The sequence below is a fragment of the Terrirhizobium terrae genome (assembly GCF_030323265.1).
In the GTDB taxonomy this organism is placed as follows: Bacteria; Pseudomonadota; Alphaproteobacteria; order Rhizobiales; family Rhizobiaceae; genus Neorhizobium.
This window is the reverse complement of the sequence record NZ_CP104990.1, coordinates 309,903-322,520: the sequence shown is the minus strand read 5'-3', so window position 1 is coordinate 322,520 and position 12,618 is coordinate 309,903. Positions and strand designations below refer to the sequence as shown.

Here is a 12,618-nt window from a genome sequence, read left to right as displayed (position 1 = left end):
TAGTGAAACCGCGTTGGGTGACATGTGAATGTCACACTCTCACGCAGACGGTGACAATTCGTGTTCCGACAGACATGGATCATTCTTCCGCCACATGCGTTAGCCATCGCTGAGTTCCCAAGCCGTGTCCCTCACGGACTGGTAATAAGACTACAAGGAGTACAGGGATGAAAAAGACAATCGCCGCGGCTCTCGCCGCTTTTCCGGTCGCATTCGTTGCAACGGCAGCATCTTCCGCAGACGTCATCGGCCCGCGCGACCACGTGCCGACCTATCAGGAGTCCGACCAGCGCGGCGGTGTCCGGATCGGTTATCTCGATTGCACCATCGGCGGTGGCGTAGGCTACGTCATCGGCTCCGCGAAGGAAGCCGACTGCGTATTCAAGTCCACCATGGGCAGCGAACCGCTCGATCATTACACCGGCGTCGTGCGCAAGATGGGTGTCGACCTCGGCTTCACCACGCGCAGCCGCCTGATCTGGGCCGTCTTCGCTCCGACCGCAGGTTATCACCACGGTTCGCTCGGCGGTCTTTATCAGGGCGCCACGGCGGAAGCGACAGTCGGCGTCGGCGTCGGCACCAACATCCTGGTTGGCGGCACGTCCGGCTCGATCCATCTGCAGACCGTCAGCGTGACCGGCCAGCTCGGCCTCAATCTGGCAGCGACCGGCACATCCGTGACGCTGACCCCGGCCGACGGCACGATGTAAAACGACTTTTCAACCCGCCTCTCCCAATCGAAGGGGCGGGTTGAAATCCTCTGGGTGGCACGACCAAACGCGGCGTTCACCGCCGCCATGCGCCCTTGCAGATATGGCCTGCGATCCATACCTTATGGTCAATCTTCGACCATTCCAGGAAATCCTACCTGGTCCGTATTCAGGATTTGCACCATGGATCTCGAAAAAATCATGCGGTCCGTCGTGGCCGTTCGCGCCTCTGTTCCGGAAAAGGCCTTTACCGCCGGCACCCTCGGCATGCGCCGTGAAGGCAGTGGCGTGGTCATCCGCGAAAACGGGCTGGTGCTGACGATCGGCTACCTGATCACAGAGGCCGATGAAGTGTGGCTGACGCGTCATGATGGCCGCGTCGTCCCCGCCCATGCGCTCGCCTATGATCAGGAAAGCGGCTTCGGTCTCGTGCAGGCGCTTGCACCTCTCGAGCTGCCGGCGCTGCCAATCGGCGATTCCGACAAGGCTTCGGTGGAAGACGACATCATCTTTGCCGATGGTGAAGGTCAGTATGTGCGTGGCAGCATCGTCGCCAAGCAGGAATTTGCCGGTTATTGGGAATACCTTCTCGACGAAGCTATCTTCATCGCGCCGGCCCATCCTTCCTGGGGTGGCGCTGCTCTGATCGACAAGGACGGAAAGCTGGTCGGGCTGGGTTCGTTGCGTCTGCAGATGAGCAAGGGCGGCGAGATCGCCGACATCAATATGGCCGTGCCGATCAACCTGCTGCGGCCGATCCTTGACGACGTGCTGAATCAGGGCGCGATCAGCAAGCCAGCGCGACCGTGGCTCGGTGCATTTTCCGCGGAAACGAACGGCGAGGTCGTGGTGATGAGCGTGACGGAAGACGGCCCGGCGGCCAAGGCCGGTCTGCGCCGCGGTGACGTGATCTCCGAAATCCGCGACGGCGAGGTCGACGGGCTGGCCGATTTCTACCGCAAGGTATGGGAAAGCGGCTCACCCGGCGCCGAGATTCCGATGCGCGTCCTGCGCGACGGGCGCGAGGCCTGGCTTCGGGTCAAGTCCGCGGATCGCAACGATTTTCTGATCAAGCCCCAGCTGCAGTAGAGGGCTATCGGATCAGGATCGCGCGGAAGTCGTTGACGTTGGTTCCGGTCGGTCCCGTCTCGAAAAGGTCACCGATGGCGGCAAAGCCCGAATAACTGTCGTTCCGCTCCAGCAATGCCTTGCCCTCGAGACCGGCGCCGATCAGGCGTTGCGCCGTCGTTCCGTTGACGAAAGCACCGGCATTGTCTTCCGAGCCGTCAATGCCGTCCGTATCGGCGGCAAGCGCGATGATCGGCGAACCGCCGATCGCCAGAGCCAGCGAGAGGGCAAATTCGCCGTTGCGACCGCCCCTTCCACCCTTCGAGCGCAAAGTTACAGTGGTCTCGCCGCCGGACAGAAGAACTGCTGGCTTCCTGAACGGCCGGTCCTTCGTGGCAACTTCCCGCGCCAGCGCGGCATGGACGAGCGCCACGTCGCGCGCTTCGCCTTCAACGGAATCGGAGAGGATATGCGCCTCGACGCCCTGTGAGCGCGCCAATTCGGCCGCCGCCTCCAGCGAAACGCCGGCGGAAGCGATGATGTGATGCTCGTTGCGAGAAAAGCGGGCATCGTTCGGCTGCGGCGCGTCGGCGGCCGGGGTTTTCAAGTGGGCGATGATCGCCCGCGGCAACGTCATCCGGTATTGCTCGATGATAGCGACCGCTTCCTGTCGCGTGCTGGCGTCCGGTACAGTCGGGCCTGAGGCAACAAAGGCAGGGTTGTCGCCGGGGATGTCCGAGACGATCAGGCTGACGACCCGAGCCTTGGTTGCCGCCGCCAGCCGACCGCCCTTGATAGTCGAAACATGCTTGCGCACCACATTCATGGCGGAGATCGGAGCACCCGAGGCGAGCAGCGCTTCGTTGAGCGCGATCTCGTCCTGGAGTGTTAGCCCGTCAGGCGGAGAGGGCAAAAGTGCCGAGCCGCCGCCGCAGATCAGGGCGATGACCAGGTCGTTCTCCGAAAGATCCGAGACGGCTTCCATCAGCCGGCGGCTGGCCGCGAGGCCTGCCTCGTCGGGCACCGGATGGGCGGCCTCGATGATTTCGATCGTCTTCGTCTCGCAACCATAGCCGTAACGCGTGACGACCACGCCGCTCAATGTCGGACCGGTCCAGACCGTCTCCAACGCGGCAGCCATCTGCGCGGCACCTTTGCCGGCGCCTATGACCACGGTGCGCCCATTTGTCGGAGGTTGCGGAAGGTGCTTGCGGATGCCCGTCAGGGGATCGGCCGCCTTGACCGCAACGTCGAACAGCATCGTCAGCAATTGGCGGTCATTCACGAGCCCACTCCTGGTTGGTTCCTGTTCTGATCACGCGCGTGGCCACGCGTCAATGAACCTTCGTCACGATCGGCAGGGGAACTATCCTGTATGCCTGGATGCCCAGCGGATTGCCTGGACAAGAACAAGCATGTGAGGCGGCGGGGCGATGTCGGCAACCATCGTTAGGCCGACAGGTCCTTGCGTTTCGCCGGTGTCGATCGGAAGTTTTGCGAGCTGCTTTTCCGCGAGGTCTGCATGGACCACACCTTCCGATATGATCCAGACGGCGTCGGTGCGTTTGACGAAGGCGCGACCGAACGAATCCGAGACCGTATCGATCCGTCCTTTTATCGCATCGAGCCCTCGTGCGATCAGGAACTGCTCGACGGGTTGGCGGATGACGGATCGACGCGTCGGCATTAGTACCGGATATCCGAGCAAGGCATTCGGCTTGAAAGCTTTCATCGTGAGAAGCGGATGGCCGGGACGCACGACGAAGGCGATCTTTTCCGAATAGAGATGTTCAAACGTCAGGCCTGTCATCTTGTCAGGCGCAGCCAGCCGGCCGACGACAAGATCGAGTTCGCCGAGCCGCAACTGTTCGAGAAGCCGGTCATTGTCACCGGTCGATATTTCGATCCGGCTACCACGCGCATCTTCCAGGAAGCGCTCCATTGCCGGCGGCATGATGCGTGATGAGACAGTCGGCAAGGCGCCGATGCGGATCGGGGGAATAGCTTCCAGCCGCTCGCCCGAGACCGAGTTGATGCCATGCCGCAGCGCCGCCAGAGCGGTCGCCGCGTGCTGGAGAAAGACTTCTCCGTCATGGGTGATGCGGATGCCGCGCCCTTCGCGTGCGACCAGCGCAATGCCGAGCGTCTGTTCGAGTTCCCGTATGGTCTTGGTGATGGCAGGCTGGCTGACATGGAGCAACTCCGCCGCTCTCGCCACACTTTTGAGCCGGGCGACTTCCGCGAATGTATTGAGGTGACGAAGCTTGATGGCGGAAGGCAGCATTCCATAACCTGCCAGTTATTGATCTTGCCGGATTTATCATTTTACCGGGCGGGGAACCAGTGTCATGGTTGCATCGGGAGGATCGCATGCACTTTGCCACCGTCAATGGCATTGCCATTCAATATGACGTCCGGCTGGCCGAAGCCGGCGGCGATAGCGATGCGCCAGCAATCGTGTTCATCAATTCGCTGGGTACGGATTTCCGCATATGGGATCAGGTGCGCGAGAAGCTGTCAGACGATTTCACGACACTCGTCTATGACAAACGCGGTCATGGCCTGAGCGGGCTCGGGCATCCGCCCTATTCGATCTGCGACCATGTCGAGGATCTGGCCGGGCTGCTGGATCTTCTGGATCTGCGTGATGTCGTGCTGTGCGGCCTGTCCGTTGGCGGGCTGATCGCGCAGGGCCTCTGTGCGGTGCAGCCGGAGCGCGTCCGCGGGCTAGTCTTGTCCAACACGGCAGCGAAAATCGGCAATGCCGATATGTGGGCGGCGCGGATGGCAATGGTCGCGGAAAAAGGCATCGGCGCGATCCTTGAAGATGTCATGGCGCGCTGGTTCACGCCGACCTTTCGTCGGTCGGACAATGCTGCTTATCATGGCTATTGTGCAATGCTGCTGCGCCAGCCAGCCGAAGGGTATGCTGGAACATGCGCGGCGATCCGTGATGCGGACTTTACCACAGCTGCGGGAAAGATCGCGGTACCCACGCTCTGTATCGCCGGAAGCCAGGACGGATCGACACCGCCGGCTGTCGTCAAAGGTACGGCGGATCTCATCGCCGGCGCACGTTATGAGCTGATCGATGATGCCGCGCATCTTCCCTGCATCGAAACCCCGGCAGTTCATGCAGCAATTATCCGGGATTTCGTGCAAGGTCTGAGGGAAAACCAAGGATGAGCGACACCCGCAACGATCGTTATGTCCAGGGGCTTGTCACACGCCGATCGGTACTGGGGGATGCCCATGTCGACCGGGCGCAATCGAGCCGGACGGATTTCGACGAGCCTTTCCAGGAGCTGATCACCGAAGCCGCCTGGGGCAATGTCTGGTCGAGGCCGCACTGGACGAAGCGCGAGCGTTCGATGGTGACGATCGCGCTGCTCGCCGCACTCGGCCAGGACGAGGAAGTGGCGATGCATATCCGCGCCACTGCCAACACGGGCGCGACGGAGTACGATGTGCGCGAGGCGCTTCTTCACGTAGCGATCTACGCAGGTGTGCCGGCCGCCAACCATGCCTTCAAGATCGCCAAGGCCATCTACACGCAGATGCGGGAGGAGGAAGGGACATGAAGAACGCTCTGCCCGAGACGACGCCCTTCTTCGCCCGCGACAGGGCATGGCATCCGCCCGCCTTCACGCCCAGCTACAAGACGTCGGTGCTGCGTTCCCCGCAGCGGGCATTGATTTCACTGGAAGGTACGAAGAGCGAGATCACCGGCCCGGTCTTCGGCCACAATATCCTCGGCGAGTTCGATAACGACCTGATCGTCAACTATGCCAGGCCCGGTGAGATGCCGATCGGCGAGCGCATTCTCGTGCATGGCCGCGTGCTCGACGAGCGGGGTCGAGGGGTCGAGGGCGCACTGATCGAATTCTGGCAGGCCAATGCCGGCGGTCGCTACCGGCACAAGAAGGAAACCTATCTCGCGCCGCTCGATCCGAATTTTGGCGGCTTCGGCCGCACGATCACCGATGCCGACGGGAATTACTGGTTCAGGACGATCAAGCCCGGGCCGTATCCCTGGCCGAATGGTGTCAATGACTGGCGCCCCGCCCATATCCATTTCTCGATCTTCGGGCACGGCTTTGCCCAGCGGCTGATCACCCAGATGTATTTCGAGGGGGATCCGCTGATCCCGCTCTGCCCGATCGTGAGGACGATCCCCGACGAAGAGGCGATCCGTCAGCTGATCGCGCCGCTCGATATGAACGCAACCATTCCGTTTGACATGCGCGCCTACAAATTTGACATCGTCCTGCGCGGGCGGCGCTCCACCCTGTTCGAGAACCGGTTGGAGGAAACTGACGTGGCGCAGCCATTGCCCTACCTGAAGGAATCGCCGTCGCAGACAGCCGGTCCTTATGTGCATATCGGCTGCACGCCGAATTTCGCCGGTATCGAGGGCGTCTACGAAACCGATCTCGGCTCCGAGTCTATGGTGAACGACAAGACGCGTGGCGAGCGGATGACCATTCGCGGATTTGTTTATGACGGTGCCGGCGTTGCCCTGAAGGATGCACTGGTTGAGATCTGGCAGGCGGATGCCGATGGATTTTACAGCAGCCCCTCGGAAACGGGCGGTAGGGCCGATCCGAATTTCCTCGGCTGGGGGCGCTGTCCGGGCGATATGACGACCGGCGAATTCGTCTTCGAGACGATCAAGCCGGGCCGCGTGCCGTTTCGCGACGGGCGGATGATGGCACCGCATGTGACCTTCTGGATCGTCGCGCGGGGTATCAATGTCGGGCTCCACACGCGGATGTATTTCTCCGACGAGGAGGCGGCGAATGCCGAGGATCCGGTTCTGGCGCGGATCGAGCACAAGGCCCGCATCCCGACCTTGATCGGAATGCGGGAAGGCGACACGGTGAGGTTCGACATATACCTGCAGGGAGAGCGGGAAACCGTCTTCTTTGATATCTGACACGAGAAGGGAGTTGTATGGGCATCGCCGCTTTCGACCATCCGTTTCTGTCCGGCCTCGTCGGTGACGACGAGACGGCGGCACTGTTTGGCGCGGAAGCGGATATCGAAGCGATGCTGTCCTTCGAGGCGGCTTTGGCCAAGGTTTGTGCCGCGCACGGGTTGATGCCGCAAGATGCCGCCCGGCAGATCGCTGAAGCGTGTCGGACGATGAAGCATGATATGTTCCAGCTTCGACAGTCCACCGCGCGGGATGGCGTCGTCGTGCCGGAACTCGTCAGGCAGTTGCGCGATGCGGTGGGCAGCGAAGCAGCACGGCATGTCCATTTGGGGGCCACCAGCCAGGACGTTATCGACACGTCGCTGATGATGCGGCTGAGACAGGCATGCGTATTGTTCGAGGGCCGGCTCGGGGCCGTGATCGATAGTCTCGATTCTGCTTTCGGCACGGTTCGGCAGTGGGGAGCTGATGGGCCATACGCGGATGCAGCCGGCGCTGCCAATCACCGCCGAGGATCGCATCCGGACATGGCGCGATCCGCTCGTTCGCCATGGTAAGCGGCTGCAATCTCTTCTGGAAACACATTTCGTTATCCAGTTCGGTGGTGCGGTGGGAACGCTGGAGAAATTCGGTGACAAGGCGGGAAGCGTGCGGCGCGATGTGGCCGCAGCGTTGCAGCTTGCAGATGCCCCGCAATTCCACAGCCAGCGCGATCGGATCGTCGAGATCGCCGGTGTGTTGGCGATGACCACCGGTTCGCTCGGCAAGTTCGGGCAGGACGTTGCGCTGATGGCGCAGGCGGGAAACGAGATTTCACTGTCGGGCGGCGGCGGTTCCTCGGCCATGGCGCATAAGCAGAACCCGGTGGCAGCGGAGGTTCTCGTGGCCCTTGCTCGTTTCAATGCAGTCCAGGCGGGCGGCATGCAGCAGGCGATGATCCATGAGCAGGAGCGATCGGGAGCGGCATGGACGCTGGAATGGCTGATCCTGCCGCAGATGGCGGTGACGACGGGCGCGGCCCTCAGGCTTGCCCGAGAACTCATCGAAAATATCCGTCGTGTGGGGAAAAGCGTGGAGGACGCTTGACTTATGCGCAATGCGGCAGGCGATAAAAGCCTGCTTGAGAAACGGACGGATGCTCGGCAGGCGATGACGGATGTGTCATGCTGCCGGGAATGAACAAGGCAGGACGATCGGCTTCAGGGAGGACATAATGAAGAGACTGTTGTTGACCACTCTCGCATGCGCCATGCTCGGCACGGCGGCATTTGCGGATACGATCAAGGTGGGCGTGATCGGACCGTTTTCCGGCCCGTTCGCCCTGCAGGGCAAGAATTTCAAGGCCGGGATCGACGCCTGGCTTGCGGTGAACGGCAACAAGGTGGGCGACGACGAGATAGAGATCGTCTACCGCGACATACCGACCGCCGATCCGGCCAAATCCAAGGCGCTGGCGCAGGAACTCGTGGTGCGCGAGAAGGTGCAGTATCTCGCCGGCTTCTACTTCACACCCGACGCGATGGCCGCGACGCCGCTGCTGCAACAGGGTAATGTGCCGATGGTGGTGATGAATGCAGCGACATCCGCCATCGTCACGACCAGCCCCTATGTGGTGCGCACCTCCTTCACCACCTGGCAGACGACGACGCCGATGGCGACGGTTGCCAAGGAGGCGGGTGTCAGCAAGGTGATTACGCTCGTTAGTGATTACGGCCCCGGCATCGATGCCGAGAGCGCCTTCAAGACGGCTTTCGAGAAAGAGGGCGGGAGGGTGGTCGAAGCAATCCGCATGCCGCTTTCGACCAACGACTTCTCGCCGCTGATGCAGCGTGTGAAGGAGTCCGGTGCGGAGGCGCTGTTCGCCTTCCTGCCGTCCGGTCCGCCGACGCTCGCCTTCGTCAAGGCCTATAACGATACGGGTCTGAAGGCTGCCGGCATCAAGTTTCTTGCAACAGGCGACCTGACGCAGGAATCCGACCTTCCAGCTCTCGGTGAACAGGCGGCCGGATTGATGACGACCTTCCATTATGCCGTTTCCCACGATTCACCAGAGAACAAGGCGTTTGTCGAGGCCGCGACCAAGGCAATCGGCAATCCTGCGGAACTCTCCTTCCCGGCGGTCGGCGCCTATGACGGCATGTATGTGATCTCCAAGATGATCGAGGCGACAGGCGGCGAGCAGAATGCCGATCAGGCCGTCGAGGCGGTCAAGGGCCTGACCTGGACGAGCCCGCGCGGCCCGATCACCATCGACCCGGACAGCCGCCACATCACCCAGACGATCTACCTGCGCGAAGTGGCGAAGGACGGCGACCACTATATCAACAAGGAAATGAAGAGCTTTGAAAAGCAGGAGATCCCGGTCTCGCGCATGTGAAGAAGTGACGCCGAGCAGGAGTTGCAATGGGCGTGCGGCCAAAAGGTGGCACGCCATGACGGAAAGGCCGTTGAATTCATGCAGACCGTCTTGAGCGTGGGCATCGATGCCCTGGCCTATGGCATGGTGCTGTTCGTCATTTCGATCGGCCTGTCCATCACCATGGGTCTTATGCGGGTAGTGAACCTCGCGCATGGTGCCTTTGCCATGATCGGAGGTTATCTCGCGTCCTACGCAGCACGCGATCTCGGCCTCGGTTATGCGGCGGCGCTTCTGATCGCCGTCATCGGCACGATTATCATCGCCATTCCACTGGAACGCCTTCTGTATCGCCGGATCTACGGCGCCCCGGAGCTGACGCAGGTGCTGATGACGATCGGCATCACCTTCTGCATCATCGGCATCGCCAATTTCGTCTTCGGGCCAACGCTGAAAACCATCCCGCTGCCGGAAGCGCTGCGCGGTGCGACCGATGTAGGCTTCCGCAGCATCGCGACGCACCGCATCTTCGCGATCGCCTTCGGTGGCGCCATCGCCATGCTGCTGTGGTTTCTGGTAGAAAAGACAGCCTATGGCATTCGGTTGAGGGCTTCGGTCGACAACGCGGCGATGGCCGCCGCGCTCGGTGTGCGAACACAGGTCGTCTACGCGGCAAGCTTCGCGATCGCAGTGGGGCTCGCGGCACTTGGCGGAGCGGTGGGCGCCGAACTGCTGCCGGTCGAGCCCTATTATGCGCTGCGCTATATGGTCACCTTCCTTGTCGTCGTCTCCATTGGCGGCAGCGGCTCGATCGGCGGGGCGCTTCTGGCATCACTGCTTCTTGGCGCAATCGATACGACCGGGCGTTACCTGGCACCCGAATACGGCGAGTTCTTCTTCTACCTGGCCGTGATCGTCATCGTCGCCGTATTCCCACGCGGTCTTGCAGGGCGGAGAGCGTGATGGCGGATATTCTAGATCGGGATCGACAGGCCGGATTTCTGATGAGATTGAGGGGTAGCAGCCTTCCAGGTGCCGTTGCCATCCTGATTGTCGGCATTGCCGGCTTCTTCTTTCTGCCGGACAATCTCGCGCTTCTGACCAGGATCATCGCGATTGCGCTTCTCGTCCTGTCGCTCGATCTCGTCACCGGTTATTGCGGTGTGGCGACGCTCGGCCATGCGGCCCTGTTTGGCGCCGGCGCCTATGGTGCTGGTATCGCCGCGGTGCATTTCGGAGTGACGGATCCGCTTGCCATGACATTGGTCGGCGCTATGAGCGGCGCCGTGGCTGGTCTCGTCTGCGGCGGCGTTATTCTGCGCGCCCACGGCCTGCCGCAGCTCGTTCTGTCGATCGCCGTCATCCATCTCTTCCATGAAGCGGCCAACAAGTTGTCGGGCTGGACGGGCGGCAGCGATGGGCTGTCGGGCATCATGCCAGATCCGCTGTTCGGCCTGTTCGAATTCGATCTCTGGGGCAAGACAGCTTATCTTTACGGGATCGCTTTGCTTCTCATCGTCTTCGTCATGCTGCGGATCGTCGTCCGCTCGCCTTTCGGACTAGTGGCGCGTGGAGTGAGGGAGGATCATGTGCGGGTCGCTGCTATGGGCGTCTCAGTCCATTCCGTGCTGCTCAGGATGTACGTATTATCAGGCGCTGTCGCCGGTATCGGAGGCGCCCTGTCCGCTGTCGCCACACAGGTGGTCGGGCTCGACAGCCTGTCTTTCACGCTCTCCGCTCAAGCGCTCGTCATGCTGGTCGTCGGCGGAACTGGCTCGCTCTATGGCGCGCTGATCGGAACGGTGCTGTTCCTGTTCTTCGAGGATGTGGTCTCTGCCGCCAATCCCTTTCACTGGCTGGCGATCGTCGGCGCGCTGCTGATCGCCGTTGTGCTATTTGCCCCGCGCGGCCTCTATGGCGCTGCCGTGTCTCTAATCCGGGATCGCAGGAAAAAGGCGGCCTCCGCATGACGCCGCTTCTGGAAATCCGCAACCTGACCAAAACCTTTGGCGGGTTGAATGTGACCAACGATCTGTCGCTCGAGCTTCATACCGGCGATCGGGTCGCCCTTATCGGACCAAACGGTGCCGGAAAGACGACTTTCGTCAACCTTGTCACCGGCGCCTTGAAGCCGGACAGCGGCCGGGTTTCTCTCGATGGCAAGGATATCACTCCCGCCAGACCGACAGAGCGCGTGAAGCAAGGGCTCGTGCGTTCTTTTCAGGTGACACGGCTGTTTAAGGAGATGACACCCGAGGAGCATATCGCATCTGCGGTGCTTCAGCGAACGGGCAGAGCAGGTCGTATGTTCGGGCGCCACGACCGGATGCCGGACGTGATGGCCGAGGTGCGGGACATTCTCAGCCTTCTACACCTGAGCGAGTTCGCAGATATCAGGGTTCGCCAGATCGCTTACGGGCAACAACGCCTGCTGGAGCTCGCAATAGCATTGGCGTTGCGCCCGCGAATCCTGCTTCTCGATGAACCGGCTGCGGGAATTCCGCATGCCCAGACCGGTCTCATCGAAAGAGCGCTGGAACGACTACCGGTCGAACTCGCCGTATTGATGATCGACCATGATATGGATCTCGTCTTCCGCTTTGCCAAAAGGGTTATCGTGCTTGCGGCCGGCAGCATCATCTTCGACGGACCGCCGCAGGCGGTGGCGCAGGACGCTCGCGTGAGGGAAGCCTATCTGGGGAACTACGCCCATGCCGGCTGAGACGCTCGAGGTCCGAAACCTCTCTGCCGGTTACGGGCCGACGCATATCATCGAGGGTCTGTCCTTCTCGCTCGAGGCAGGCAGAAAACTTGCCATTCTCGGCCGCAACGGCATGGGCAAGACGACGCTGCTCGCGACGCTAGCCGGGCAGACGCGACGCTATTGCGGCACGATCCGCATAGGAAAACAGGACATTACCGAAAGGTCCAGCGCTGCCCGCGCCAATACCGGGCTTGGTTATGTGCCGCAAACGCGCGACGTCTTTCCGAGCCTCAGCGTCGAGGAGAACCTGCTCGTCGGGCTGAAGGACCGGCCAAGGGAGGCAATTTCGGAAGCCTACGACATGTTTCCGCGATTGAAGGAACGGCGGAAGAACCTCGGCAGCCAGCTTTCCGGCGGCGAACAGCAGATGCTCTCCACTGCCCGCAGCATATTGGGCCAGCCGAGTGTGCTTTTGCTCGACGAGCCGCTGGAAGGGCTCGCGCCGGTGATCTGCGAGGAGTTGATGGCGGCGCTTTCGCGTTTGGCGGACGGTCGCCTCATGACCATCGTTCTCGTGGAGCAGCGTATCCAAAGCGCGCTCGACTTCGCCGATCAGGTAATCATATTGGAGCGAGGACGGCTTGCATGGCAGGGAGCACCCGCGGCTCTCGCCCATGAGCAGGACACGATCAATCGATTGCTCGGCATCGGCTATCTCTAAAAGATCGAAGAGGACTGGCTATAGTCGTCCCGATCGACGCATCGGCTTTCACCTTCGGCTGAGAAAAGCGGACTCCTCTAGAAAACACATGTAGATACCACCGACCCCAACCGGATAAACGGC

At 61.5% G+C, this 12,618-nt stretch carries 11 protein-coding genes and 3 pseudogenes; 12 read left to right on the top strand and 2 right to left on the bottom strand.

Features of this window, described 5'->3' with window-relative positions; translation table 11 throughout:
- The first annotated feature begins 167 nt into the window (after nucleotides 1-167).
- Nucleotides 168-710 carry a DUF992 domain-containing protein gene (locus tag N7E02_RS01550; protein WP_286578333.1) on the top strand — a complete coding sequence of 181 codons (543 nt, stop codon included), beginning with the start codon at nucleotides 168-170 and terminating at the stop codon, nucleotides 708-710.
- Nucleotides 711-893: 183 nt separating this feature from the next.
- Nucleotides 894-1,799 carry a S1C family serine protease gene (locus N7E02_RS01545; protein ID WP_286578331.1) on the top strand — a complete coding sequence of 302 codons (906 nt, stop codon included), beginning with the start codon at nucleotides 894-896 and terminating at the stop codon, nucleotides 1,797-1,799.
- Between the two features lie 4 nt (nucleotides 1,800-1,803).
- Here the strand turns inward: N7E02_RS01545 and N7E02_RS01540 are convergent, their stop codons facing one another.
- Both N7E02_RS01540 and pcaQ read right to left on the bottom strand, forming a co-directional pair.
- Entirely contained in the window at nucleotides 1,804-3,039 is a 1,236-nt protein-coding gene (locus N7E02_RS01540) for a glycerate kinase type-2 family protein (RefSeq protein WP_286578397.1), read from the bottom strand.
- A 105-nt stretch (nucleotides 3,040-3,144) separates the two neighbouring features.
- On the bottom strand, nucleotides 3,145-4,062 hold the full coding sequence (pcaQ, locus tag N7E02_RS01535; protein ID WP_286578330.1) for a pca operon transcription factor PcaQ: 918 nt from the start codon (nucleotides 4,060-4,062) through the stop codon (nucleotides 3,145-3,147).
- Nucleotides 4,063-4,148: 86 nt separating this feature from the next.
- On the opposite strand from pcaQ, the gene pcaD reads away from it, so the two are divergent.
- The 10 genes and pseudogenes from pcaD to N7E02_RS01490 all read left to right on the top strand — a co-directional run bounded on the left by pcaD (nucleotide 4,149) and on the right by N7E02_RS01490 (nucleotide 12,495).
- Nucleotides 4,149-4,964 carry a 3-oxoadipate enol-lactonase gene (pcaD, locus tag N7E02_RS01530; protein ID WP_286578329.1) on the top strand — a complete coding sequence of 272 codons (816 nt, stop codon included), beginning with the start codon at nucleotides 4,149-4,151 and terminating at the stop codon, nucleotides 4,962-4,964.
- Nucleotides 4,961-5,359: a 4-carboxymuconolactone decarboxylase gene (pcaC, locus tag N7E02_RS01525; RefSeq protein ID WP_286578328.1), complete on the top strand. Its 399-nt coding sequence runs from the start codon at nucleotides 4,961-4,963 to the stop codon at nucleotides 5,357-5,359. Before pcaD ends, pcaC begins: the two co-directional genes overlap by 4 nt.
- Nucleotides 5,356-6,087 (top strand): annotated as a pseudogene (gene pcaH / locus N7E02_RS29350) (protocatechuate 3,4-dioxygenase subunit beta); the annotation flags it as partial. The gene pcaC and the pseudogene pcaH, both read left to right, overlap by 4 nt.
- Before the next feature lie 9 nt (nucleotides 6,088-6,096).
- Nucleotides 6,097-6,714, top strand: coding sequence for a protocatechuate 3,4-dioxygenase subunit alpha (gene pcaG / locus N7E02_RS29345; RefSeq protein WP_353622776.1), 618 nt, complete (start codon nucleotides 6,097-6,099; stop codon nucleotides 6,712-6,714).
- Nucleotides 6,715-6,731: 17 nt separating this feature from the next.
- Nucleotides 6,732-7,800 (top strand): annotated as a pseudogene (locus N7E02_RS01515) (3-carboxy-cis,cis-muconate cycloisomerase).
- A 127-nt stretch (nucleotides 7,801-7,927) separates the two neighbouring features.
- Nucleotides 7,928-9,099 (top strand): annotated as a pseudogene (locus N7E02_RS01510) (ABC transporter substrate-binding protein).
- Nucleotides 9,100-9,169: 70 nt separating this feature from the next.
- Nucleotides 9,170-10,033 carry a branched-chain amino acid ABC transporter permease gene (locus N7E02_RS01505; RefSeq protein ID WP_286578326.1) on the top strand — a complete coding sequence of 288 codons (864 nt, stop codon included), beginning with the start codon at nucleotides 9,170-9,172 and terminating at the stop codon, nucleotides 10,031-10,033.
- The gene (locus tag N7E02_RS01500) at nucleotides 10,033-11,040 is read left to right on the top strand and encodes a branched-chain amino acid ABC transporter permease (protein ID WP_374730615.1); all 1,008 of its coding nucleotides are present in this window, start codon (nucleotides 10,033-10,035) and stop codon (nucleotides 11,038-11,040) included. The genes N7E02_RS01505 and N7E02_RS01500 overlap by 1 nt, the downstream gene beginning before the upstream one ends.
- Nucleotides 11,037-11,792: an ABC transporter ATP-binding protein gene (locus tag N7E02_RS01495; RefSeq protein ID WP_286578325.1), complete on the top strand. Its 756-nt coding sequence runs from the start codon at nucleotides 11,037-11,039 to the stop codon at nucleotides 11,790-11,792. The genes N7E02_RS01500 and N7E02_RS01495 overlap by 4 nt, the downstream gene beginning before the upstream one ends.
- Nucleotides 11,782-12,495 (top strand): ABC transporter ATP-binding protein, encoded by a 714-nt coding sequence (locus N7E02_RS01490; RefSeq protein WP_286578324.1) that lies wholly within the window; start codon nucleotides 11,782-11,784, stop codon nucleotides 12,493-12,495. The genes N7E02_RS01495 and N7E02_RS01490 overlap by 11 nt, the downstream gene beginning before the upstream one ends.
- The last annotated feature ends 123 nt before the right edge of the window (nucleotides 12,496-12,618 follow it).

Bases quoted from the DNA above. Each gene is read 5' to 3' on its own strand.
- N7E02_RS01550 (WP_286578333.1), top strand. From the start codon at position 168: ATGAAAAAGACAATCGCCGCGGCTCTCGCCGCTTTTCCGGTCGCATTC.
- N7E02_RS01545 (WP_286578331.1), top strand. From the start codon at position 894: ATGGATCTCGAAAAAATCATGCGGTCCGTCGTGGCCGTTCGCGCCTCT.
- N7E02_RS01540 (WP_286578397.1), bottom strand. From the start codon at position 3,039: ATGCTGTTCGACGTTGCGGTCAAGGCGGCCGATCCCCTGACGGGCATC.
- pcaQ (WP_286578330.1), bottom strand. From the start codon at position 4,062: ATGCTGCCTTCCGCCATCAAGCTTCGTCACCTCAATACATTCGCGGAA.
- pcaD (WP_286578329.1), top strand. From the start codon at position 4,149: ATGCACTTTGCCACCGTCAATGGCATTGCCATTCAATATGACGTCCGG.
- pcaC (WP_286578328.1), top strand. From the start codon at position 4,961: ATGAGCGACACCCGCAACGATCGTTATGTCCAGGGGCTTGTCACACGC.
- N7E02_RS01505 (WP_286578326.1), top strand. From the start codon at position 9,170: ATGCAGACCGTCTTGAGCGTGGGCATCGATGCCCTGGCCTATGGCATG.
- N7E02_RS01500 (WP_374730615.1), top strand. From the start codon at position 10,033: ATGGCGGATATTCTAGATCGGGATCGACAGGCCGGATTTCTGATGAGA.
- N7E02_RS01495 (WP_286578325.1), top strand. From the start codon at position 11,037: ATGACGCCGCTTCTGGAAATCCGCAACCTGACCAAAACCTTTGGCGGG.
- N7E02_RS01490 (WP_286578324.1), top strand. From the start codon at position 11,782: ATGCCGGCTGAGACGCTCGAGGTCCGAAACCTCTCTGCCGGTTACGGG.